This is a genomic window from Nitratireductor kimnyeongensis, assembly GCF_019891395.1.
In the GTDB taxonomy this organism is placed as follows: domain Bacteria; phylum Pseudomonadota; class Alphaproteobacteria; order Rhizobiales; family Rhizobiaceae; genus Nitratireductor; species Nitratireductor kimnyeongensis.
The window spans coordinates 60,272-81,399 of record NZ_CP078144.1; the positions used below are offsets into that span (position 1 = coordinate 60,272).

24 protein-coding genes are annotated in these 21,128 nt (G+C 62.8%); 10 read left to right on the top strand and 14 right to left on the bottom strand.

The features are described from left to right. Genes thiO through KW403_RS18350 form a run of 5 tightly spaced genes read left to right on the top strand, consistent with a single transcriptional unit; the run spans position 1 to position 3,255 of the window. Positions 1 to 969: a glycine oxidase ThiO gene (thiO, locus tag KW403_RS18330; protein ID WP_223022684.1), complete on the top strand. Its 969-nt coding sequence runs from the start codon at positions 1 to 3 to the stop codon at positions 967 to 969. Beyond that, the gene (gene thiS / locus KW403_RS18335; RefSeq protein ID WP_223022685.1) at positions 953 to 1,150 is read left to right on the top strand and encodes a sulfur carrier protein ThiS; all 198 of its coding nucleotides are present in this window, start codon (positions 953 to 955) and stop codon (positions 1,148 to 1,150) included. The genes thiO and thiS overlap by 17 nt, the downstream gene beginning before the upstream one ends. A gap of 1 nt (position 1,151) precedes the next feature. Continuing rightward, complete coding sequence (locus tag KW403_RS18340) at positions 1,152 to 1,925, top strand: thiazole synthase (protein ID WP_223022686.1); 774 nt, start codon at positions 1,152 to 1,154, stop codon at positions 1,923 to 1,925. Next, the gene (locus KW403_RS18345) at positions 1,922 to 2,527 is read left to right on the top strand and encodes a thiamine phosphate synthase (RefSeq protein WP_223022687.1); all 606 of its coding nucleotides are present in this window, start codon (positions 1,922 to 1,924) and stop codon (positions 2,525 to 2,527) included. The genes KW403_RS18340 and KW403_RS18345 overlap by 4 nt, the downstream gene beginning before the upstream one ends. Positions 2,528 to 2,529: 2 nt before the next feature. Then, positions 2,530 to 3,255, top strand: a complete 726-nt coding sequence (locus tag KW403_RS18350) for a hydroxymethylpyrimidine/phosphomethylpyrimidine kinase (RefSeq protein WP_246637991.1) — start codon at positions 2,530 to 2,532, stop codon at positions 3,253 to 3,255. A 7-nt stretch (positions 3,256 to 3,262) separates the two neighbouring features. On the opposite strand, the gene iolG is transcribed toward KW403_RS18350, so the two are convergent. From iolG to KW403_RS18375, 5 genes are all read right to left on the bottom strand, one after another. Then, positions 3,263 to 4,264: an inositol 2-dehydrogenase gene (iolG, locus tag KW403_RS18355; protein WP_223022688.1), complete on the bottom strand. Its 1,002-nt coding sequence runs from the start codon at positions 4,262 to 4,264 to the stop codon at positions 3,263 to 3,265. A 37-nt stretch (positions 4,265 to 4,301) separates the two neighbouring features. Then, a complete protein-coding gene (locus KW403_RS18360) occupies positions 4,302 to 5,087 on the bottom strand; it encodes an ATP-binding cassette domain-containing protein (RefSeq protein WP_223022689.1) in 786 nt (261 codons plus the stop codon). A gap of 16 nt (positions 5,088 to 5,103) precedes the next feature. Continuing rightward, positions 5,104 to 6,090, bottom strand: coding sequence for an ABC transporter permease (locus KW403_RS18365; protein WP_246638007.1), 987 nt, complete (start codon positions 6,088 to 6,090; stop codon positions 5,104 to 5,106). Positions 6,091 to 6,212: 122 nt separating this feature from the next. Continuing rightward, on the bottom strand, positions 6,213 to 7,157 hold the full coding sequence (locus KW403_RS18370; RefSeq protein ID WP_223022691.1) for a sugar ABC transporter substrate-binding protein: 945 nt from the start codon (positions 7,155 to 7,157) through the stop codon (positions 6,213 to 6,215). 225 nt (positions 7,158 to 7,382) lie between these two features. Further along, positions 7,383 to 8,213, bottom strand: a complete 831-nt coding sequence (locus KW403_RS18375; RefSeq protein ID WP_223022692.1) for a TIM barrel protein — start codon at positions 8,211 to 8,213, stop codon at positions 7,383 to 7,385. 193 nt (positions 8,214 to 8,406) lie between these two features. Between KW403_RS18375 and purU the strand changes: the two genes are divergently transcribed. After that, positions 8,407 to 9,261: a formyltetrahydrofolate deformylase gene (gene purU / locus KW403_RS18380; protein WP_223022693.1), complete on the top strand. Its 855-nt coding sequence runs from the start codon at positions 8,407 to 8,409 to the stop codon at positions 9,259 to 9,261. A gap of 150 nt (positions 9,262 to 9,411) precedes the next feature. Here the strand turns inward: purU and KW403_RS18385 are convergent, their stop codons facing one another. From KW403_RS18385 to KW403_RS18400, 4 genes are read right to left on the bottom strand one after another with little or no spacing between them, the layout of a single operon-like run. After that, on the bottom strand, positions 9,412 to 10,920 hold the full coding sequence (locus KW403_RS18385) for a tripartite tricarboxylate transporter permease (protein WP_223022694.1): 1,509 nt from the start codon (positions 10,918 to 10,920) through the stop codon (positions 9,412 to 9,414). 4 nt (positions 10,921 to 10,924) lie between these two features. Beyond that, positions 10,925 to 11,356, bottom strand: coding sequence for a tripartite tricarboxylate transporter TctB family protein (locus KW403_RS18390; RefSeq protein ID WP_025031717.1), 432 nt, complete (start codon positions 11,354 to 11,356; stop codon positions 10,925 to 10,927). After that, the gene (locus KW403_RS18395; protein WP_223022695.1) at positions 11,353 to 12,321 is read right to left on the bottom strand and encodes a Bug family tripartite tricarboxylate transporter substrate binding protein; all 969 of its coding nucleotides are present in this window, start codon (positions 12,319 to 12,321) and stop codon (positions 11,353 to 11,355) included. Before KW403_RS18395 ends, KW403_RS18390 begins: the two co-directional genes overlap by 4 nt. 59 nt (positions 12,322 to 12,380) lie before the next feature. Beyond that, entirely contained in the window at positions 12,381 to 13,073 is a 693-nt protein-coding gene (locus KW403_RS18400) for a GntR family transcriptional regulator (RefSeq protein ID WP_223022696.1), read from the bottom strand. Positions 13,074 to 13,222: 149 nt separating this feature from the next. On the opposite strand from KW403_RS18400, the gene KW403_RS18405 reads away from it, so the two are divergent. The 3 genes from KW403_RS18405 to KW403_RS18415 all read left to right on the top strand — a co-directional run bounded on the left by KW403_RS18405 (position 13,223) and on the right by KW403_RS18415 (position 16,672). After that, positions 13,223 to 14,188 (top strand): hydroxymethylglutaryl-CoA lyase, encoded by a 966-nt coding sequence (locus KW403_RS18405; RefSeq protein ID WP_223022697.1) that lies wholly within the window; start codon positions 13,223 to 13,225, stop codon positions 14,186 to 14,188. A 4-nt stretch (positions 14,189 to 14,192) separates the two neighbouring features. After that, the gene (locus KW403_RS18410; protein ID WP_223022698.1) at positions 14,193 to 15,425 is read left to right on the top strand and encodes a CaiB/BaiF CoA transferase family protein; all 1,233 of its coding nucleotides are present in this window, start codon (positions 14,193 to 14,195) and stop codon (positions 15,423 to 15,425) included. 242 nt (positions 15,426 to 15,667) lie between these two features. Beyond that, entirely contained in the window at positions 15,668 to 16,672 is a 1,005-nt protein-coding gene (locus KW403_RS18415) for an LLM class flavin-dependent oxidoreductase (protein ID WP_223022699.1), read from the top strand. 7 nt (positions 16,673 to 16,679) lie between these two features. Here the strand turns inward: KW403_RS18415 and KW403_RS18420 are convergent, their stop codons facing one another. Both KW403_RS18420 and cobD read right to left on the bottom strand, forming a co-directional pair. Further along, positions 16,680 to 17,186, bottom strand: coding sequence for a tyrosine phosphatase family protein (locus tag KW403_RS18420; RefSeq protein WP_223022700.1), 507 nt, complete (start codon positions 17,184 to 17,186; stop codon positions 16,680 to 16,682). Continuing rightward, positions 17,186 to 18,232, bottom strand: a complete 1,047-nt coding sequence (gene cobD / locus KW403_RS18425; RefSeq protein ID WP_223022701.1) for a threonine-phosphate decarboxylase CobD — start codon at positions 18,230 to 18,232, stop codon at positions 17,186 to 17,188. Before cobD ends, KW403_RS18420 begins: the two co-directional genes overlap by 1 nt. On the opposite strand from cobD, the gene cbiB reads away from it, so the two are divergent. After that, the gene (gene cbiB, locus KW403_RS18430; protein ID WP_223022702.1) at positions 18,225 to 19,193 is read left to right on the top strand and encodes an adenosylcobinamide-phosphate synthase CbiB; all 969 of its coding nucleotides are present in this window, start codon (positions 18,225 to 18,227) and stop codon (positions 19,191 to 19,193) included. The genes cobD and cbiB overlap by 8 nt on opposite strands. A gap of 158 nt (positions 19,194 to 19,351) precedes the next feature. Here cbiB and cobO read toward each other — a convergent pair whose 3' ends face one another. The 3 genes from cobO to KW403_RS18445 are packed head-to-tail and all read right to left on the bottom strand — an operon-like array spanning position 19,352 to position 21,116. After that, the gene (gene cobO / locus KW403_RS18435; RefSeq protein WP_223022703.1) at positions 19,352 to 19,966 is read right to left on the bottom strand and encodes a cob(I)yrinic acid a,c-diamide adenosyltransferase; all 615 of its coding nucleotides are present in this window, start codon (positions 19,964 to 19,966) and stop codon (positions 19,352 to 19,354) included. 1 nt (position 19,967) lies between these two features. Next, positions 19,968 to 20,480 (bottom strand): bifunctional adenosylcobinamide kinase/adenosylcobinamide-phosphate guanylyltransferase, encoded by a 513-nt coding sequence (gene cobU / locus KW403_RS18440; protein WP_223022704.1) that lies wholly within the window; start codon positions 20,478 to 20,480, stop codon positions 19,968 to 19,970. A gap of 15 nt (positions 20,481 to 20,495) precedes the next feature. Further along, complete coding sequence (locus KW403_RS18445; protein ID WP_223022705.1) at positions 20,496 to 21,116, bottom strand: HupE/UreJ family protein; 621 nt, start codon at positions 21,114 to 21,116, stop codon at positions 20,496 to 20,498. Positions 21,117 to 21,128 lie beyond the last annotated feature (12 nt).

Genomic DNA, 21,128 nt, shown 5'->3' on the forward strand with positions numbered 1-21,128 from the left:
ATGCATGTCCTTGTTCGTGGGGCGGGCGTTGCCGGCCTCACGCTGGCGCATGAGCTGGTGCGGGCGGGTGTGCGGGTGACGGTGTGCGACACCCGCTCCGGCCCGGCGGGCAGCGCCTCGTGGCTGGCGGGTGGGATGCTGGCACCGTGGTGTGAGCGCGAGAGCGCGGAGGGGCCGGTGCTCACGCTCGGAAAGAGCGCGGCAGACTGGTGGCACGAGGCTCTTCCCGGCCATGTGGTGCGCAATGGAACGCTCGTTGTCGCGCCTGCGCGGGACCGGGCGGAGCTCGACCGCTTTGCCGCGCGCACATCCGGCCATGAATGGCTGGAGGGCGAAGCCGTGGCTGTGCTGGAGCCTGATCTTGCGGGCCGGTTTCGCCGCGGGCTTTTCTTTCGGGGCGAGGCCCATCTTGACCCACGGCGGGCGCTGACGGCGCTTGCCGAGGGGTTGAGGAGGGCTGGTGTTCGTTTCGTCTGCGAAATGGAGGTTGAGGCCGACAGGATTGCCGATTGCACCGGCATGGCAGCGGCGGATCCGGAGCTGCGCGGGGTGCGGGGTGAGATGCTTCTGCTGCGCACGAAAGAGGTCAGGCTTGCGCGCCCGGTGCGGCTGCTTCACCCGCGCATACCGGTCTATATCGTGCCGCGTGCGGATCACCATTTCATGGTGGGCGCGACGATGATCGAAAGCGATGACGATGGTCCGATCAGCGCCCGCTCGATGATGGAATTGCTCAACGCGGCCTACAGCCTGCACCCGGCCTTTGCCGAGGCGAAGATCGTGGAGACGGGCGCCGGTGTGCGCCCCGCCTATCCCGACAATTTGCCGCGCGTGAAGCGTACGCCGAAGGGCATCAGCGTGAACGGGTTTTACCGCCACGGTTTTCTGCTCTCCCCGGCCATGGCGCGCGAGGCGGCCACCCTCATTCTGAACGAACGCGTGGAGGTGTTCGATGAAGCTCACGGTTAATGGCGAAGAGCGGCAGGTGACAGCAGCAACGCTGGCCGCCCTGCTCGATGAACTGGACTACGCGCCCGATTTTCTCGCCACCGCGCGCAATGGCGAGGTCGTTGCGGCAGCGGAACGAAGCTGGTGCACGCTCAAAGACGGGGACCGGATCGAGATCCTTTCGCCCATGCAGGGAGGCTGACATGCTGGAAGTCTATGGCGAAACCCTGACTTCGAGGTTGCTTCTGGGAACCGCGCAATACCCCTCCCCCGCCATCATGGCGGATGCGGTGCGAAAAAGCGGCTGCGAGATCGTGACTGTGTCACTGCGCCGCGAGATGGCGGGCAACCGCAATGGCGGCCGGTTCTGGGAGCTGATCCGCGAGCTCGGTGTGCGGGTGTTGCCCAACACGGCGGGCTGCCATTCGGTGAAAGAGGCGGTGACCACGGCGCAGATGGCGCGCGAGCTTTTCGGCACGGACTGGATCAAGCTCGAGGTGATCGGCCACCACGACACGCTCCAGCCGGATGTGTTTGGCCTTGTCGAGGCCGCGCGCATCCTGAGCGATGAGGGGTTCAAGGTTTTTCCCTACACCACCGACGATCTGGTGGTGGGGGAGCGATTGCTTGAGGCGGGGTGCGGGGTGCTGATGCCCTGGTGCGCGCCCATCGGCTCCGCGCGTGGGCCAGCCAATCCCGATGCGCTTCTGGCCATGCGAGCAGAATTTCCCGATGTGCCGCTCATCGTGGATGCGGGGCTCGGGCGACCATCCCATGCGGCCATGGTGATGGAGCTCGGGTTTGACGCGGTGTTGCTCAACACGGCTGTGGCGAAGGCGGGTGATCCGGTGGCGATGGCTGAGGCTTTTTCCGGTGCTGTCAACGCCGGGCGAAAGGCCTTTCTGGCCGGTCCGCTGGAGCCGCGCAATATGGCTGTTCCCTCAACGCCGGTGATCGGCAAGGCAGTGTTTGAATGAAACTCGATCCCTTCTATTTGATCGTCGACAGTGCGGCGTGGATCGCCCGTCTCGTCCCCCTCGGCGTAAAGCTCGTGCAGTTGCGCATCAAGGAGATGGATGAAGCGGGGCTTCGTGGAGAGATCATCGAGGCAAGGCGCATCTGTGCCGAACACGATTGCCAGCTCATCGTGAATGACCATTGGCGGCTGGCCATCGAGACGGGCTGCGATTTCATCCATTTGGGGCAGGAAGATCTGGCTGAGGCCGATCTCGATGCGATCCGCGCCGCAGGGCTGAAGCTCGGTATCAGTACCCATGACGGGGCGGAGTTGCGAACTGCGCTCGCCGTGAAACCCGACTATGTGGCGCTCGGCCCGGTCTATCCGACGATCCTGAAAAAGATGAAATGGAACCCGCAGGGGCTCGACCGGCTGGCCGATTGGCGCAAGCGTGTGGGCGATGTGCCGCTGGTGGCGATTGGCGGGCTGAACCCCGAGCGGCTTCCCGGCGTGTTTGCAGCGGGGGCAGACAGTGCTGCCGTGGTGACGGACATCACTCTGAACCCCGATCCGGAAGCGCGCACCCGCGAATGGCTGGCAGCCACTGCGCAATGGCGGTGAGCATGGCGCATGTCCTGGTGATTGCCGGTTCGGATTCGTCTGGCGGCGCGGGCATCGCGCGCGACATTGAGACCATTTCGGCTATTGGTCTGAAGACCTGCCTCGCCGTGACGGCGGTGACCGTGCAGACGCATCACGAGGTGGAGCGCGTCGAGCTCTGCGACCCCGATCTGGTGGAAGCACAGATGCGCGCCGCCCTTTCGGCAAACGCGGTCGCGGCCATCAAGATCGGTATGCTCGGAAGCCGCGAGACAGTCGCGCGCGTTGCGGAGGTTTTGCTCGACCATGCGGCGATACCAGTGGTGCTCGATCCGGTGGTCGCATCCTCATCCGGGAGGGCGCTTCTTTCGGACGATGCCATTGCCGTGATGCGGGAAAGCCTGATGCCGCTTTGCAGCCTCGTCACGCCCAACCTGCCTGAGCTCGCACTCCTTTCAGGTGGGAGCGAGGCAGATGAACACCAGCAGGCACGCGATCTGCTTGGCAGCGGTGTGAAGGCGCTGCTCGTGAAAGGCGGGCATGCAGAGGGGCCGCGCGCCACGGACACGCTGTATCAGGCGGGAGAGCCGCCATTGCGGTTCGAGAGCCCGCGCCTGCCGGGCGCGATGCGCGGCACCGGCTGCATGTTGGCAAGCGCCATCGCTGCCGGCCTTGCCCGGGGCGATGGGCTGGAGGCCAGCGTGCGCGCGGCAAAAACCCATTTGTCCGAACGCTGGATTCCCAGCTGAGACCAGATCAGACGACTTCTGTCAGCTTGACTGCCCGGCCTTCCTTCACCGAAAGCAGCGCCGCATCGGCCAGTGCCAGCGCGCGCAGACCGTCCTCGCCCGAGGGTGACGCCGGCTTGCCTTCGACAATGGCGGCGATGAAGCGCGCAATCTCGGCGGCATAGGCCTCCGTGTAGCGTGTCATGAAGAAATCATGCAGCGGCGGGCGGGTAAAACCCTGCGCATTGGCGATCTCTATGGAAACGGGTCGCTGGTTTTCCGCCGCGATTGCGCCCGCAGCACCCAGCACCTCGATCCGCTGGTCATAGCCATAGGTCGCGCGGCGCGAATTGGAAATGCTGCATTGCCGCCCGGATGCAGTCGTGAGGATGACGGACACGCTATCGAAATCACCCGCCTCGCCAATCGCCGGATCAACCAGGACCGAAGCGGTGGCAAACACCGTTTCGGGCTCCTCGCCCAGCAGGAAACGCGCCATGTCGAAATCGTGGATTGTCATGTCACGCAGGATGCCACCCGATGATTTTATATAGCTGATGGGCGGCGGACCAGGATCGCGCGAGGTGATTTGCACCATCTCAACATGGCCGATCTGGCCTTCGTCGATGGCGGCGCGCACGGCAGCGAAATGCGGATCGAAGCGACGGTTGAAACCCACCATGAGCACGGCACCGGTTTCCTTCACCACGCCAAGGCACTGTTTTACGCGGGCAAGATCGAGATCGATGGGCTTTTCGCAGAAAACCGCCTTACCGGCACGTGCAAAGCGCTCGATCAAATCCGCATGCGTATCGGTCGGCGTGCAGATGACGACGGCGTCAATGCTCCTGTCGGCCTCAATGTCTTCAATGCTGTGAACCGCGCATCCATAGGCATTGGCCACAGCCTGTGCGGCCTCTGCAAAGGCATCAGCGACGGCGACAAGCTGCGCCTCCGCATTGCCGGCAATCGCCTTTGCATGGACCTTGCCGATGCGCCCGGCACCAAGAAGCGCGAAATTTACGGTCATGTAGGGTCTTTCTGTCTGGAATTTGGATGTTTTTGTCTCAGATGTAGCTGGCGTTCTCGTGCACGCCGGTCTGCACGCCAGTGATCAGCGAAACCACCTCGTTTCCATCCGTCTTGTCAGCCTCCAGCATGCCGGCGATGCGACCGCGCCGGAACACCCAGATCTTGTCGACGAGGTTGAAAACCTGCCTGAGATTGTGGCTGACGAGGATCAGGGGTATGCCGCGCTTCTTCAAGCCACGGATGATGTTTTCCACCTGCGTCGTTTCCTGCACGCCAAGGGCTGCCGTGGGCTCGTCCATGAGGATCAGCTTCGAGGCAAAGCTCGCAGCGCGGCTGATGGCGACACACTGGCGCTGACCACCGGACATGTTGGCGATGGCGTTGTGCAGGTTGGGAATTTTTACGCCCGTTTGTTCAAGGGCTTCCTGGCTGCGCTGCAGCATTTTCTTCTCGTTCAGGAAGCTGAACGGACCGAGATTGAAATAGGTTTCCTCCCGGCCAAGAAAAATATTGGAGGGCACGTCCAGATCGTCTGCGAGTGCGAGATTCTGGAACACGGCCTCAATGCCTGCCTCGCGGGCATCGACCGGACTTTGAAAATCCATTTCCTGTCCATCGAACAGGATCTTGCCGGACGTCGGTCGCTCCACGCCGGTGATCTGACGTACGAAGGTCGACTTGCCGGCACCATTGTCGCCGACAATCGCCACGTGTTCACCATCGAGAAGCTCGAAATTGGCATCTTCGAGTGCGCGCACGCCGCCATAATGCTTGGTCAGCCCCTCGGTTTTGAGGATGACTTTGCGTTCTGCGTCTGTCATGGGGTCCTCCTGGGGTTCAGCGCGACCGTGGCCGCATGCGCTGGCGGTAGACATCGGCCACCACGGCGGCGACGATGATCACGCCCTTGATCATTTCCTGATAATAGGCATCGAGCCGCAGAAAGGTGAAACCGGATATGATGACGCCGAAGATGACGGCGCCGATCAGCGTTCCGATGATCGAGCCGCGGCCGCCGGAAAGCGATACGCCGCCGATAACGGCCATGGCGATGGCGTCGAGTTCGTACATGACGCCCATGCCAGCCTGCGCGGTCAGTCCGCGCGCGGCAATCACCATACCGGCAAGACCGGCAAGAAGACCTGCGATCGTGTAGACCAGAACCAGATGCCGCTCGACATTGATACCGGACATGCGCGCGGCCTGCTCGTTGGAGCCGATCGCATAGGTGTGTTTGCCGTAGACGGTATATTTGAGCGCCACATGGAACAGAGCCACGATCGCCAGAAAGATGAAGACAGGTGTCATCCCCTGTCCCAGCGCAGCGAAACTGTCGGTCGGGAAGGAAACCGGCTGGCCCTTTGTGTACCATTTGGCAATGCCGCGCGCCGTGACCATCATGCCGAGCGTGGCGATGAAGGGCGGAATTTTCGTGAAGGCAATCAGCAGACCGTTGATCATGCCGGCCACGATGCCGCAGGAAAGGCCGATCAGAATGGGGATGATGACGGGAAGGTCCGTCAGCTCCGGATAGACCGCGCGCGGATAGGTGCTGACCTGAGCGAAGCTCATCGCGATCATCGCCGTGGCACCCACCACCGAGCCCGACGAAAGGTCGATGCCGCCGGTGATGATGACCTGCGTGACGCCGATGGCGATGATGCCCACCACCGAAACCTGCAGGATCATGATGGACAGGCGCTGGGTGTTGAACAGGAAGCTCTGTCCCTGAAAGATCCAACCGAGTATCTCGAAGATGAGCGCGATGCCGACGAGGCCGAGCAACGCATTCAATTCGTGAGAGCGCGGCCGTTTTTGGGGCATTTCCGCGACGCTGTCGGAAACTGCTTGTGCCTGGTTTGCCATTGTCTATTCCGCCATGGGGGACCGGTTTTGCGCGAGGAGTCGGCGGCGACCCGGCGGTCGCCGCCGTCAGGAGCGCAGGATCAGTTCTTGGTTGTGAACTGATCCATGTTGTCCGGTGTGACGAGCTGGAAGGGAATATACACTTTCTGATCGACGTCTTCACCCTTGGCGAGCATGAGGGCCGCATCGAGCGCGCCCTTGCCCTGCCCTGCCGCGTCCTGGAACACGGTCACGTCCAGATCGCCGGCGGCCATGGCTGCGAGCGCATCCTGCGTTGCGTCGACACCGCCGACCAGCATGTCTTCCATCGAGATGTTGGCCGCTTTCATGGCCTGAATGGCGCCAATGGCCATCTCGTCATTGTTGGAGACAACGGCGTCGAACTCCAGCCCGGCGGAGAGCCAGTTGGTCATCAGGTCGGTCGCCTCGGTGCGCTGCCAGTTGGCGGTCTGCTCCTCGACGATTTCCATGAAGGAGCATTCGTCCGTGGCGATCACGTCATGAACGTCCTGGGTGCGCATGCGCGCAGCCTGATTGGAGAGTTCACCCATCAGAACAACGATCTTCGCGCCCTCACCCTTGCCCTTCTCCTTGAGCTGGCGGCAGACTTCCTGCGCTTCCAGCGTGCCGGATTCACGCTCATCGGAGGCGACGAAGGCCTGGTTGTCGGGCAGATCGTCGACATTGACCGGCTCGCGGTTGACGAAGACGAGAGGCACGCCTGCATCGGCCGCGGCCTTGGTCATGGCCACGGTGGCGTCGGTATCGACCGGGTTGACGATGACGGCATCGACACCCGAAGCGATGAAGTTCTGGATCTGGTTGAGCTGCTTGCCAACGTCGTTCTGCGCGTCCTCCACCTGCAGTTCCACGCCGTCCAGCGTTTCGGCATAGTCGACCATGCCATTGCGCAAGACCGTCAGGAAGTTGTCGTCGAACAACGCCATCGAGACACCGACCGTCTCGGCCATGGCCGAGGTGGACATCAGTGCCGAAACGGCAACGCCCATCATAAGCTTTTTCATCTGAATGCTCCTCCACACGATGGGTGTCCGGCAGCACCCGCTTTGACCGGAATCCTTCAATGGGAATGTATGAGCCTCACCGGCACATGAGCAGCCGAACTCCTCGCCTTCCAACCGCCCGGCATTCCGCAAAATAGAATGTAGGCACCGTTAAAAACTCAATATGTAATATTTATTCTATTTCTTGTAGATGCGTCAAGGCGAAATTCCATTTCGCTTTTCGCGTCAGGCGGGTGGTGGGAAAGCGGTGGCGCGCAGGTGCTGCATGCTCTCTTCGAGGTCGCTGTGCAGATCGTCGGACATATGGACGGAATCCGCAAAAGGCTCGAACGAAAACGGCCCTCGATAGCCTTCAGAGCACAGGGCTGAGATTTGCCCGACATTGTCCAGCCGGTCGTTCACATCGACCAGAACCCGATGTCCGTCGCGCATGTCGGAGACCGAAAGCGCCGTGTCGACGACACCGGAAATGTGAACGAGCCCGGTCTCGGCAACGTGGAGGTTCTTCTCGCCGGAAAGCGTGTGATGAAACGTGTCATGGACGAGCCGGAAGGTCCCGGAAGCATCCAGCGAGGCGATTGCCTCGACGGCTTCCGATTTGAGGCGCAGGGAACAGGTTTCGAAGCCGAGCGGTTCGACAAGGCCAATGATGCCGGCGTCTTTGAGAAGCGGGCGCAAGCCCTTCAGCGCAGTTCGCAGATTGGCCTGCCGCTCTCGATCGGCGGTTCCGGTGCCGTCATTGACGGGCACGAGCACCAGCGCCTCTGCGCCGCAATCACGCGCATAGGCAATCAGAGTTCGGGCTTCCGCCTCGCGTGTGCCGTTCCAGTCGTTGAAGCGCTGCAGCGCATTGATGGAGAGGATGCGCAGCCCGTGCGCCTCTGCCTGCCCACGGACCGACGCCGGCGACGTACCATCCAGAATGGCGTTGCCTTCCAGATCGTTGCGGATTTCCACGTCTTTGATGCCAAGCGAAATGGCGAGATCGAAGAAGGCGGAAATCGGGCGATGGGGGGCGCACATGTGGTTGAGCGCAAAGAAAGCTTCGTTCGTCATAGGGTCTCCTCGGTGACGTGGCCGGGGAATGGCCGGCGAAAGGATGTCGACAGCGTCAGTGGCCGTCAACGCGATCGTGAGGGAAAACAACCGTTCGCCGAGACGAACGCGGTTTCAATCCCGCTCCGATGGCGTATAAATCCCGGCACCCTCCCGGGTGTTCACTCAGCAATCCATCAGTTCAGGCCGCGCCATGACCGAGAAGACGTTTCACATCAATCTCACCTGCGAAGACCGCCCCGGCATTGTTGCCGCGGTGACGACGGAGCTGGCCGGTCTTGGTGCCAATATTGCCGAGTCCAACCAGTTCTGGGACCGGCAGTCGAACCGCTTCTTCATGCGCATCGCCGCGACGGCACCGGCGGGTGTGGATCGCGACGGGCTCTTGCGTGCGCTGGAGCCGGCCATTGCGCGTTTCGACATGAAGACAGCCATTGCCGACACGGAACGGCGGCCGAAAATCATCATCATGGTGTCGAAGTTCGATCACGCGCTTCTGCACCTGCTCTATCAGATCCGCGTTGGCTGGCTCGATGCCGAAGTGGTGGCCATCGTCTCGAACCACGAGGATTCACGTCGCACGGCGGAGATGGAGGGCATCCCCTATCATTGCTGGAAGGTGACAAAGGACAACAAGGCGGAGCAGGAGGCGAAGCTTCTCGACCTGTTCAAGGAGACGGGGGCCGATCTTGTGATCCTCGCGCGCTACATGCAGGTGCTTTCCAACGAGCTTTCAAACCGGCTCTACGGCAAGGTGATCAACATACACCACTCGTTTCTGCCAAGCTTCAAGGGTGCAAAACCCTATCACCAGGCGCATGAGCGAGGCGTGAAGCTGATCGGCGCGACGGCGCATTATGTGACGCCGGATCTGGACGAAGGTCCGATCATCGAGCAGGAAACCGAGCGTGTGACGCATGCTATGACAGCAGAGGATTTCGTCGCCACGGGCCGCGACATCGAGAGCCGGGTTCTCGCCCGTGCCGTCAAGCTGCACCTGGAAAACCGGGTGATGATGAACGGGCACAAGACGGTCGTCTTCGGGTGACACCTGTCAACGGTGTGTGATCCCTCCCACTTTCGTCATGCCCGGCCTTGAGCCGGGTATCCATGCCGTTGTCGGTGTAGATAAGTGCGGTCCCGGCGTGGATCCTCGGGTCAGGCCCGAGGATGACGAAGCGTGGGGGCTGGTGCCGGGTCAGTTCGCCGTTGCGCGGTTTCGTCTGCGCGAGCGGAATGCCAGGAGGAAGGCGAGGCCGAGCATGGTGGCGGTGATAGCGTAAAGCGTCAGCGCGATGGGGCTTGAGAACAGGATCTGGAAATCGCCGTTCGAGATGGAGAGCGCGCGGCGCAGATTGTTTTCCATGTCCGCCCCCAGAAGCAGGCCCAGAATGACCGGCACCAGCGAAATGCCCAGCATGCGCAGGACGTAGCCGATCACCCCGAACCCGACCATGACGAAGAGGTCGAAGGTGGAATGGCTGATCGAGTAGACACCGAGAAAGCTGACCATGACGACGAAGGGCATCAGCACCCATTGCGGCATGGAGAGCATGCGCGTGAACAGGCCGATCATCGGAATGTTCATGATGAGCAGAGCGATGTTGGCGATGTAGAGCGCGGCGATCAGGCCCCAGACGAGATCCGGCTGCCGGTCGAAGAGCAGTGGTCCGGGCTGGATGTTGAGCGAGATCAACAGTGCGAGCATGACCGCCGTGGTGCCACTGCCGGGTACGCCGAGTGTCAACATCGGGATGAGCGCGCCGCCGGACGCCGCATTGTTGCCGGCTTCGGGTGCCGCAATGCCGCGCGGATCGCCCTCGCCGAACTTGCCGTCCTTCGCGCTCCAGCGCTGTTCGGCGATGTAGGACATGAACGCGCCGAGCGACGCCCCGGCCCCCGGCAGGATGCCGCAGACGAACCCGATGACCGAGCCGCGCAAATTGGCCCAGCCGCCAGCCATCATGTCCTTGAAACGCGGCAGGGCGCGACCGAGCGGAACCATTTTCTCGTGCCCTTGATGGACCCGCTCCAGATAGACCAGCACTTCGGAAATGGCGAACAGGCCGACAATTGCAACGATGGGGTCGAACCCGTCATAGAGATGGAATGAACCGGCCGTATAGCGCGCCGTGCCGGTCGCCGGGTCGAGGCCGACCGTGGCGATCATCAGGCCGAGGAACGCGGCAAGCAGCGTCTTGAACGGATTGACCGAGGTGATGCCGCCGATTGTCGCAAAGGCCATGACATAGAGCGCAAAGTAATCGGCTGGGCCGAAATAGATGGCTGCCTTGGCCAGAAGCGGCGCGAAGAGTGTGAGGCCAATCGTGGCAAAAGTCGCGCCGATAAAGGAGGCGACGGCGGAAATGGCGAGTGCCTCGGATGCCTTGCCTGCTCGCGCCATGGGATAGCCGTCGAGCGTTGTCATGATGGCCGGTTCGTCGCCGGGAATGTTGAGCATAATCGAGGAGATGCGCCCGCCATACATGCAGCCATAATAGATGCACGACAGCATGATGAGCGCTGACGTGGGCTCCAGCCCGAGTGAAAAGGCCAGCGGGATGAGGATGGCGACGCCGTTCACGGGGCCGAGCCCCGGCAGCGCGCCGATCAGCGTTCCCGCAAAGCAGCCGAACAGCGCCAGTGCCAGATTGGTCGGCGTGATCGCGACTGCAAAACCCTGCGCAAGGGCGGAGAGCATGTCCATGAAATCAGCTCACGAATTCTGGGAGAAGCGGCAGCGGAAGACCGAGCAGCTTGTCGAAGGCAAGAAACAGGAACGCGCTCATGATCGCCGCCGAGGCAATGGATTTCGGCCATGAGCTGCGCAGGATGCGCCCCAACAGCGCGACAGCGATGAAGGTGGCGAGCGGAAAGCCGAGCACCTCCAGAAATCCCGCATAGGCAAGCAGCAGCGACACCGCCCCCACCTGCAATAGAAGCGGCTTGCCCGTGACCCAGGCCGGCTCTTCATCCGGACGGATGATCATCGTCAGGCTGAGGATGGCCGCGGGCACGGACAGCATGATGGGAAAGGCCGCGGGGCCAAGAGGGTCGCCGAAGCTCGCCTCATAGTCTCCCGCGGTCACGCCGTACCAGATCGAAATGGCCAATAGGAAAAGGCCGACGATCCTGTCTGTCACTTGATGACTCCGATCTCCTGGGAAATCTTGCGCATCTGTTCGGACTGGTCCTTCACATAGGCCTCGAACTCCGCGCCGCCGCGCCACACCGGCACGAGGCCGTTGCCCTTGGCGGTCTCTTTCCAGTCGTCGGTGTCATAGAGCTTCTGCAGGCGCTCGACCCAGGCATTGTAGCTTTCGTCGGAGACATCGCCGCCCGTGTAGAACCCGCGCCAGTTGTAGCCGGTCACGTCAAGACCCTGCTCCTTTGCGGTGGGCGAATCCGGGAAGGCCGGAACGCGGTCGTCGGAGAGGGCTGCCAGAATACGAATGTCGCCCGATTCCACAAAACCGGCGATCTCGCCCAGATCGGTGGAAACCGCCTGAACCTGCCCGCCGATCATTTGCGTCACGGCAGGACCACCGCCATCGAACTGGACCCAGCGGATCTGCTTGTATTCATCACCCGAAAGGCCAGCGGCCTGCGCCAGCATGAGGAGACGGATATGGTCCCAGCCGCCAGCGCCAGAGGAGCCGGCAACCGCAAGTGCGCTCGGGTCTTCCTTTAGAGCGGCGGTCAGATCGTCGAGCGTCTTGAAGTTCGAATCCTTCGGCACAACGATCACGCCGACATCGGTGCCCAGCATCGCGACCCAACGCATCACCGACGTGTCGGCCGGATATTTGCCCTGCGCGATCTGCGTGACGCCCACGGTGGAGGTTGCCACCATCAGCTCCGCATCGTCAGCGCGCGATGACATGACCTTGGCATAGGCAACCGCGCCAACGCCGCCCGGCATGTTGGTGACCTGCATCGGTGTATCCACCAGCTTCTGGTCGAACAGCATCTTGCCTATGGTGCGGCAGGTGAAATCCCAGCCGCCGCCGGGATCGGCAGGCGCGATGCATTCGGCTGCCGTGGCACCAGCCACGGAAAGCGATGTCCACAGGACAGCCGCCCCAAAAATCTTAGAAAGTTTCCTCATCAAGTCCTCCCTCATTGAAGTCGAAATTTCCGTGTCTGAGATCGGAAAAGAGTCCGGTCTCAGCCTCCTTCCACAAACCCGCGCGCGCCAAAAAGGCGGCGCGAATCTTCCAGCGCCTGCAGGATCTGCCCACGCACGTCGCGTGCATGCCTGCGAATGGCAGCCGCGGCCTCCTCGGTTTTCCGCTGCCGGACAAGCGCTATGATTTCATTGTGTTCTCGGTGGGCGATGGCACGTGCCTCCGGCGAGCTCGCCACCAGCCAGCGGGCGCGGATCGTGCGGTTGACCGCATCCTGTACCGCATCGCGAAGGAAGCGATTGCCGGAAAGGGCCGCGAGTTGCACATGCACATCGAGCCCGGCCTCGAACCAGTCGTCGGGCGTGAAGTCGCTCAGGCCAACGTCCACCGTGCGCAAGATGGCATCCAGTTCCTCCGGCGTTGCCCGCTCGCAGGCAAGGCGGATTGCAGCATCCTCGACGATCTCACGATACTCGAAGATTTCCTCGAGCTGCTGCAGGTCGAAGGGCGCGATGGCGTAGCCCCGCTCGGCTTTCACGACGAGCCCTTCTCGAATCAGCTCTGCCAGCGCCTGCCTGATGGGGGTGCGCGAAACGCCATAGGTGGTTTCCAGCGATCGTTCGGACACGACCTCCCCCGGCGCAAGCTTGAGCGAGAGCACATCTCCACGAATGCGTGAAAGCACGCGCTCGCCAAGCGGCTGTTCGACCAAGACTTTTGCTGCCTCACCCATGATGGACGAGCACTCCTCCCTGCATGTGCGGCGGCCAGGAAAAGCCTCCCTGCCCTCCCGTCTGCCATTTTCGGAACGGGCATTGACCGTTCTTCGCAAGACGGTATACCAATCCGGTCTACCGATGCAATCAGGTGGGAGGAAAAATCGTGAGAGCACCAGCCGGCCACCTTGTGAAAGGGTTCCCCGAACGCGTCAGCGTCGTCGAAGTGGGGCCGCGCGACGGATTGCAGTCGGAGCCGCAATTCGCGCCGACGGAGAGAAAGATCGCGCTCGTCAACGGGCTGATCGATGCCGGCATCCGCCATCTGGAGGTCACATCCTTCGTTTCACCGCGCGCCGTGCCGCAGATGCGGGATGCGGCAGACGTTCTGGCCGGCATTGACCGATCCAAAGGAGCGGTGCTGACGGCGCTGGTGCCCAATGCGCGAGGCGCCGACCGCGCAGCCGAGGCCGGGGTCGATGCCATGGTCGTTTTCATGTCGGCCTCCGAAAGCCACAATCTGAAGAATGTGAACCGCACCCGCGCGCAATCGCTTGAAGGCTTCGCCGATATCGTGCGCATTGCAGGGGATGCGAAGATTCCGGTCTTCGGAGCGATTGCCACTTCCTTCGGTTGTCCCTTCGAGGGCGAAGTGCCGGTCTCCTCCGTGGTGGAGATTGCCCGCGCCTATCGCGACATGGGCATCACCACGCTGTCGCTGGGTGATACGACCGGCATGGCGACGCCGCCTGTGGTGCAGGAGCGCTGCCAAGCGCTGAGAGAGGCGGTGCCGGAAGCCGACATCGCGCTTCATTTCCACAACACGCGCGGCGTGGGGCTTGCCTGTGTCTATGCGGGGTTGCTGGAAGGTGTGACCCGCTATGAGGCGAGCATTGGCGGCCTTGGCGGCTGCCCCTTCGTGCCGCGCGCCACCGGCAACATCTGCACCGAGGATCTCGTCTACATGCTGAGCGAATGCGGGGTGGAAACCGGTGTCGATCTCGAAAAGCTGATCGGTGTCGCGCAGGAAGCCGAAGCGATGATCGGGCGCACGCTTCCCGGACAGGTGATGAAGGCGGGACCGCGTCTCAAGACCGCCAGCATGGACAGCGTTGCGACCGCCAATGGCTGAGAACATGACCACGAAAAAGGCGCCGCTCGAAGGCATTCGCGTCATCGATCTGACGCGGGTTCTCTCCGGCCCGTTCTGCACCATGATGCTGGGCGACATGGGGGCGGAGGTGATCAAGGTCGAACCCGCCAAGGGCGACCCGATCCGCGAACAGGGCACGCTACGCGACGGGTTCTCCGCCTATTATGCAAGCTTCAACCGCAACAAGAAATCGGTCGTCATCGATCTCTATAGCGCGCGTGGCTGCGCGGTGCTGGAGCGGCTGATCGCGGATGCCGACGTGCTGATCGACAATTTCCGCCCCGGCGTGATGGCGAAGATGGGTTTTGGCGAGGCACGTCTGAAAGCGCTCAACCCCAAGCTCGTGACCGCCAATGTGAACGGTTATGGCTCGACCGGTCCCTATGTGGATCGCCCCGCCTTCGATTTCATCGCTCAGGCCATGAGCGGTCTCATGGGCGTTAACGGTGCGGAAGGCACCGAGCCGATGCGCGTCGCGCAGCCGATTACCGATCTCGTGGCCGGTCTCTACTGTGCATTCGGCGTTGTGAGCGCGCTGCGCGCGCGCGATCTGAACGGCACGGGCCAGCATGTGGAAAGCGCCATGATGAACGGCGCGATCAGCATGATGGCCTATCTGGCGTCGGAATATTTCACCACCGGAGAGCTGCCTGCCCGCACCGGCAATGACCACCCGCTGGTCGCCCCTTACGGCCTCTTCAAGGCGCGGGACGGCGAGATTGCCGTTGCGCCCTCCAATGACGTGATCCTGAAGCGGTTTCTCGATGTGCTGGAGCTCGGTCACCTGATGGAAGATCCGCGCTACGACACGAATGACAAGCGCTTTGCCCGCCGTCCCGAACTCAACGAGATGATCAATCAGGCTGTCGGCCAGGACACGCAGGAGGCTTGGATTGCGCGGCTCAATGCCGCCGGCGTGCCCTGCGGCAAGGTGCAGAACCTGGCCGAGGCGCTGAATGACCCGCAGACGCAGGCGCAGGAAATGGTGATCGAGGTTGACCAGCCGAACCACGGCCCGATCCGCATGCTGGGCTTTCCGGTGAAGCTGAGCGACACCCCCTGCCGCCTGCGCCATCCAGCACCCGAGCTGGGGGCGGACACGAGGGCGGTCCTGGAAGCGAGCGGCTTCGAGGCTGACGAGATTGAAGCGCTGGCAAAGGAAGGTGCCATCGGGGGGAATTGGAACGCGGTGCGTGGTTCGACAAGCTCACCATGAGGGACGGAGAGACGCTGCAATTGCGTCTCCATGCTCATGAACAGGCTCGCAGGATACCGCTTCCCTCATGGTGAGCTTGTCGAACCACGCACGACGACAATGCAGTGGGGCGTCGGAACAATCTGAAGACTGGACGCCAGCGTTCTGCCCATGACGTCAGGGAGCATTGAAAGTGCCACCCTTGGATCGGCGCAAATTGCCCCCATATGCCGGGGAGTGATTTTCCTCCCTGGAGTTCTCCCATGATCCCCTTTTCCGTTCTCGATCTGGCGCCCGTCCCTGACGGATCGAGCGTTGCCGATGCGCTGAACAACACGCTCGATCTTGCCCGCCATGCAGAGAGCTGGGGCTATCGCCGCTTCTGGCTGGCCGAACATCACAACATGGCCGGCATCGCCAGCGCGGCAACCTCGGTCCTCATCGGGCAGGTCGCTGCCGCCACCAAGACGATCCGCGTGGGCGCGGGCGGGGTGATGCTGCCCAACCACGCGCCGTTGATCATCGCCGAGCAGTTCGGCACGCTGGCCACGCTTTATCCGGACCGCATCGATCTGGGGCTTGGCCGCGCGCCGGGCACCGACATGGCCACGGCCCGCGCCCTGCGGCGCGGGCTCGACGATGGCGAAGGCTTTCCGCGCGATGTGATGGAGCTGATCGCCTATCTGGGAGACGATGAAGCGGGCCGACAAGTGCGCGCCATCCCCGGGCGCGGCACGCATGTGCCGGTCTGGATTCTTGGCTCCAGCCTTTATGGCGCGCAACTGGCCGCGCATCTGGGCCTGCCTTATGCCTTCGCCTCGCATTTCGCGCCTGCCGCGCTGGAACAGGCGATGGAGGTCTACCGCCAGACATTCCGGCCATCCGAACATTTGGAAAAGCCGCATTTCATGATGGCGCTCAATGTCTTTGCCGCCGACACGGACGCGGAGGGGCAGTTTCTCAAAACGTCCATGCAGCAGGCCTTTGCCAATCTGCGCACCGGGCGACCGGGGCCCCTGCCCCGCCCGGTGGAGAATGTGGTGGAGACCTTCGATCCCGCCATTGCCGCCGGTGTGGAACAGGCGCTGGCCTGCACCGCGGCGGGAAATCCCGAAACGGTGCGGGAAGCGCTTCAAGGGTTCATTTCCCGCTACGGGCCGGACGAAATCATCATTACCGGCCAGATTCACGACCATGCGGCGCGGCTGAAATCCTTTCGGATCGCGGCGGAGGTCATGTCCGAGCGCGCGGCAACACCGTCCTCATAAGAAGCATTCAGCGGGCGGGGTAGTGGAACGGCTCGCCCGCAAAAGCGTCCCTGCCCCGTCCGATCTCGTGGATGGCGCGGATCATGCGCCCTTCGCGCCCAAGCAGCCTGTCGCCCAGCGCGACAATGCGCCGGTTTGGCGTGGCGCTCGGCGCGCGCTCGCGCAGCATTCCGGCCAGCGCGCATTCGTCCATCTCGCGGGCGAACAGATTGGCGATGACATAGGCCGCTGCGGTGGAGCGGCTGATGCCCGCGTGACAGTGCACCACCATGGGCGAGCACCAGTCCCAGTCACGGGCAAATTCGACCAAAGCTTCGATCTGTTCATAGGCCGGTGCGATCAGCCCCGGGCGCAAATCCGTGATGTCGTGCATGGCAAGATGCAGGCGTTTCGGAACCGTATCGATCTTTTCACAAGAAGGCGGTTTGCTGCTCGACATGAGCGAAATCATGTGCTGCGCGCCGGTCGCTTGCAGCATGCGTTCCAGATGCGACGCGGGACAGACATAGAGCATTATTGACCGCTCCCGGCCCAGCCTTCCAGCGCCAGGCCGAGACGTTCGAATCCCTGATCGTCTCCCGGCAGGCCAATGCGCAGGCAATCGGGACGGCCTGCAAATCGCCGAACGAGAATGCCGTTGCGACCAAGATGATCGAAGAGTTGCGCCGCGCGCGGATGACGCAGGAAGCGGAAGAGATCGGTGCCGGTTTCGATCGACAGGCCTGCGTCGTCGAAAAGGGCATCGAGCCTGACCCGCGCCGTGATCAGGTCTTGGCGCATCGTGCTCTGCCAGTCGCGGTCGGATAGCGCTTCGAGCCCCGCGTGGAGCGCCGGCCCTGCAACCGCCCATGGGCCCAGCCAGTCACCAAGCCATTGCGCCACATCGTGCGAAGCCAGCGCGAAGCCGAGCCGCAGGCCGGCGAGACCGAAAAACTTTCCGAAGGAGCGCAGCACCACGATGTTGCCGGCATCCACGTCCCCGGCGAGACTCTCGGGGCGCGGTCCCACATCCATGAAGGCCTCATCGACCACCAGGATGCCGCCCGAGCGCTGCAGGTTTTCCGCAAGATCGAGCAATTCGCTGCGACCGATCAGCCGCCCGTCGGGATTGTTTGGATTGACCACGACGGCAAGCCGCGCGCCATAAAGAGCATCGAAACGCTCCACCTCCTCGACCGCATGTCCGGCCAGTGCGGCGGCGCGCGCGTGTTCGGCATAGGTGGGGCCGAGAATGCGGGCCGGTCCGGGCGGCAGAAGCGAGGCGACCAGCGGCAGGAGAAGCTGGGTCCCCGGCGCAGCGATGACATGGGCGGCAGAGGGTGCGCCGTAGTGGTCGGCGGCGCGACCAGCGAGTGTGGCGATGTCAGCCTCTTCGGGCAGGCGCTCGACGGCGCTGGCAGGCAGCGGCGAAAAAGGATAGGGGTTCGGGTTGATGCCGGTGGACAGGTCGAAAAAGGGCATAGGCGCATCCGGAAAGAGCGCCGAAGCCTGAACGAGACTGCCGCCGTGATCGGTCACCCTGTTCACCGTCCGGTCAGCCAGTCGAGGCCTGATGTCCATTCTGATCGCCCTTTCATCCATGCTGGTGGAGCTCGCCATCGGTTACCCCGAGCGGCTCTTTCGCCTGATCGGCCATCCGGTCACCTGGATCGGCCGTCTTATCGCGCTGGCGGATGCGCAGTGCAATGTCGAAAGCCTTTCGCCGGGTGCGCGCCGCCTGAATGGCGCGTTGGCGCTTGTCGTCATTCTGATGCTCGCGGGGCTGACCGGCTGGTTGATCCAGACGAGCCTTTCCGGATGGGTGGGGCTGGTGATCGCCGCGCTTGTGGGCAGTTCGCTGATCGCGCAGCGCAGCCTTGCAAGCCATGTGAAAGCAGTGGCGGACGGGTTGGACGCCGGCGGACTGGCGGAGGGTCGCAAAGCCGTCTCGCAGATCGTTGGCCGCGATCCCGAAAGCCTTGATGAGGCCGGTGTGGCGCGCGCGGCCATCGAGAGCCTTGCCGAAAATTGCTCCGACGGCGTGGTCGCGCCCGTGTTCTGGCTGGCGGTCGGCGGGCTGGCGGGCGGCGCGCTCTACAAGGCCGCGAACACCGCCGATTCCATGATCGGGCACAGAAGCGCGCGGCATCTTGATTTCGGTTGGGCGGCGGCGCGGTTCGACGATCTGATCAACTTGCCCGCGTCGCGCCTGACGGCGTTTCTCTTCATTGCTGCAGCGTTCTTCATGCGCGACGCCTCGGCTGGAGCGGCATGGAAGGCGGTGCGCCGCGATGCGCGCCTTCATCGCTCGCCCAATGCGGGCTGGCCGGAAGCGGCCATGGCCGGCGCGCTTGGCCTCGCCCTTGCCGGGCCGCGACGTTATGGCGGCGAGGTGGTGGAGGATGCGGTGATGGGCGATGGCGGCCGCCGCGCGGCCAATGCCGGCGACATCCGCCGCGCGCTCACGCTCTACCGGATTGCAGACGGGCTCTTGATCGGGCTTGTGGCGGTAGCGGCTGGGCTTTGGCATCTGGTGTTTTGATCTCTTGGCAATGGCGTCGTGCGTGGTTCGACAAGCTCACCATGAGGATGGGTAGAGACCTGCAATCCTGTACATCAACATGGAGAACAGAGTTGCAGCGCATCCACCTCCCTCATGGTGAGCTTGTCGAACCACGCACCACCTCAAAGCAGGGCGACCTAAAATTCGATGCCCTTTTGCGCTTTCACGCCAGCGGCGAAATGATGCTTCACCTGCCCCATTTCGGTGACGAGATCGGCGGCCTCGGTCAATAGCGGCTTGGCGTTGCGCCCGGTCACCACCACATGCAGGTCCTCCCGCCGGTTGGTCAGCGCGGTCACCACACGCTCAAGATCGAGATAGTCGTAGCGCAGCGCGATGTTCAGCTCGTCGAGCACCACCAGACCGATGGTCGGGTCCGCCATCAGTTCCTCGGCCTTTCCCCAGGCGCGCTCCGCAGCGGCGATGTCGCGCTTAAGATCCTGCGTTTCCCAGGTGAAGCCTTCGCCCATCGTGTGCCACGAGACCTGATCGCCGAAGGCGGCGAAGGCATCCTTTTCGCCGCAGTGCCACGCACCCTTGATAAACTGCACGACACCGACACGGCGGCCATGACCGAGCATGCGCAGCGCCAGCCCGAAGGCGGCGGTCGACTTTCCCTTGCCCGGCCCCGTATTGACGATCAGAAGCCCCTTTTCCACCGTCTTGTCGCGCACTTCGGCATCCTGAACCGCCTTGCGCTTTTCCATCTTTGCCTTGTGGCGCTCGGCCTCGTTTTCGTCGATCTCTCGCATGTCACTTCACTTTCATGGGCAGGCCGGCAACCACCAGCGTGACGCTGTTGGCAGCGGCAGCGATCTTCTGGTTCAGGAACCCCGCCTCGTCGCGGAAACGGCGTCCGAGCGGGGTTTCGGGCACGATGCCGAAGCCGACTTCATTGGAAACGAGAACCGTGGTTCCCTTTCTCGCGGCAAGGACTGCAAGCAGTCTCTCGGCGGCAGGTTGCAGCTCGTGGTTGTTCAGCATGAGATTGCTGAGCCACAGGGTCAGGCAATCAACGAGCACCGTCTCGCGGGCCGGCAGTTTTTCAAGCACATCCGGCAGGTCGAGCGGGGCGTCGTGCGTCTGCCACGCCACCGCCCCCTCGCGCCGCGCACGGTGCATGGCGATGCGCTCGCGCATCTCGTCATCGAAGGCCTGCGCCGTGGCGATGTAATGCCAGGGCGCTGGTGCGGCCTCGATCAGCCTCTCGGCATGACGGCTCTTGCCGGAGCGCGCGCCGCCCAGAACGAAATGAAGCGATCGCATCGCTATTTCGCCGGCTCAGCCGACAAGATGCCCGGCAAGGAAGGTCACGCCAACGCCAAGGATGGCGGCACCGGCAAGCCGAGGCTGCGTGGCCTCGACAGCCCAGCCGCGCGACCGGACCAGAAAATAGGCGCCAAGCGCGATGGCGCTCTGGATTGCAGCGAGGCCGGCGAGATAGGCGATCAGCGGTGTCTCCTCGCTGCCGACGATGGCCTCGCCGAAGGCATAGCCATGAAACACGCCGACCACCAGAAACATCGCGAAAACGAGCATGTGGTTTTCCACCGCCCGGCCGCGCGCCAGCAGCCAGCCGCCGGCAAGAACGCTTGCCGCGATGATGATTTCCGCCGCCGGCAGATCGAGCAGCATCAGGTGCAGACCGACGCCGATCAGCGAACCGGCGACGAAGAGAAGCGGCGCGAAAAGGCTCATGCCGGCTACAGCGGCAATGAGGCCGGCAGCGACGATAAAGGCCAGATGATCGAGCCCGATCACGGGATGCGCCAGACCCGAAACCAGTCCCTCATAGAGGGTCGTGGGCGTTTGCCCGTCCATGGCGTGATGGGCCTGAGCGCTGGTTGCGAAGAGCGTTGAAAAAACGAATGCGGAAAAAATGCGTGCGATACGCGCGGTCATGTCCGGTCCTTT

Coding starts and splice junctions, on each gene's coding strand:
- thiO (WP_223022684.1), top strand. CDS start 1: ATGCATGTCCTTGTTCGTGGGGCGGGCGTTGCCGGCCTCACGCTGGCG.
- thiS (WP_223022685.1), top strand. CDS start 953: ATGAAGCTCACGGTTAATGGCGAAGAGCGGCAGGTGACAGCAGCAACG.
- KW403_RS18340 (WP_223022686.1), top strand. CDS start 1,152: ATGCTGGAAGTCTATGGCGAAACCCTGACTTCGAGGTTGCTTCTGGGA.
- KW403_RS18345 (WP_223022687.1), top strand. CDS start 1,922: ATGAAACTCGATCCCTTCTATTTGATCGTCGACAGTGCGGCGTGGATC.
- KW403_RS18350 (WP_246637991.1), top strand. CDS start 2,530: ATGGCGCATGTCCTGGTGATTGCCGGTTCGGATTCGTCTGGCGGCGCG.
- iolG (WP_223022688.1), bottom strand. CDS start 4,264: ATGACCGTAAATTTCGCGCTTCTTGGTGCCGGGCGCATCGGCAAGGTC.
- KW403_RS18360 (WP_223022689.1), bottom strand. CDS start 5,087: ATGACAGACGCAGAACGCAAAGTCATCCTCAAAACCGAGGGGCTGACC.
- KW403_RS18365 (WP_246638007.1), bottom strand. CDS start 6,090: ATGCCCCAAAAACGGCCGCGCTCTCACGAATTGAATGCGTTGCTCGGC.
- KW403_RS18370 (WP_223022691.1), bottom strand. CDS start 7,157: ATGAAAAAGCTTATGATGGGCGTTGCCGTTTCGGCACTGATGTCCACC.
- KW403_RS18375 (WP_223022692.1), bottom strand. CDS start 8,213: ATGACGAACGAAGCTTTCTTTGCGCTCAACCACATGTGCGCCCCCCAT.
- purU (WP_223022693.1), top strand. CDS start 8,407: ATGACCGAGAAGACGTTTCACATCAATCTCACCTGCGAAGACCGCCCC.
- KW403_RS18385 (WP_223022694.1), bottom strand. CDS start 10,920: ATGGACATGCTCTCCGCCCTTGCGCAGGGTTTTGCAGTCGCGATCACG.
- KW403_RS18395 (WP_223022695.1), bottom strand. CDS start 12,321: ATGAGGAAACTTTCTAAGATTTTTGGGGCGGCTGTCCTGTGGACATCG.
- KW403_RS18400 (WP_223022696.1), bottom strand. CDS start 13,073: ATGGGTGAGGCAGCAAAAGTCTTGGTCGAACAGCCGCTTGGCGAGCGC.
- KW403_RS18410 (WP_223022698.1), top strand. CDS start 14,193: ATGACCACGAAAAAGGCGCCGCTCGAAGGCATTCGCGTCATCGATCTG.
- KW403_RS18415 (WP_223022699.1), top strand. CDS start 15,668: ATGATCCCCTTTTCCGTTCTCGATCTGGCGCCCGTCCCTGACGGATCG.
- KW403_RS18420 (WP_223022700.1), bottom strand. CDS start 17,186: ATGCTCTATGTCTGTCCCGCGTCGCATCTGGAACGCATGCTGCAAGCG.
- cbiB (WP_223022702.1), top strand. CDS start 18,225: ATGTCCATTCTGATCGCCCTTTCATCCATGCTGGTGGAGCTCGCCATC.
- cobD (WP_223022701.1), bottom strand. CDS start 18,232: ATGGACATCAGGCCTCGACTGGCTGACCGGACGGTGAACAGGGTGACC.
- cobO (WP_223022703.1), bottom strand. CDS start 19,966: ATGCGAGAGATCGACGAAAACGAGGCCGAGCGCCACAAGGCAAAGATG.
- cobU (WP_223022704.1), bottom strand. CDS start 20,480: ATGCGATCGCTTCATTTCGTTCTGGGCGGCGCGCGCTCCGGCAAGAGC.
- KW403_RS18445 (WP_223022705.1), bottom strand. CDS start 21,116: ATGACCGCGCGTATCGCACGCATTTTTTCCGCATTCGTTTTTTCAACG.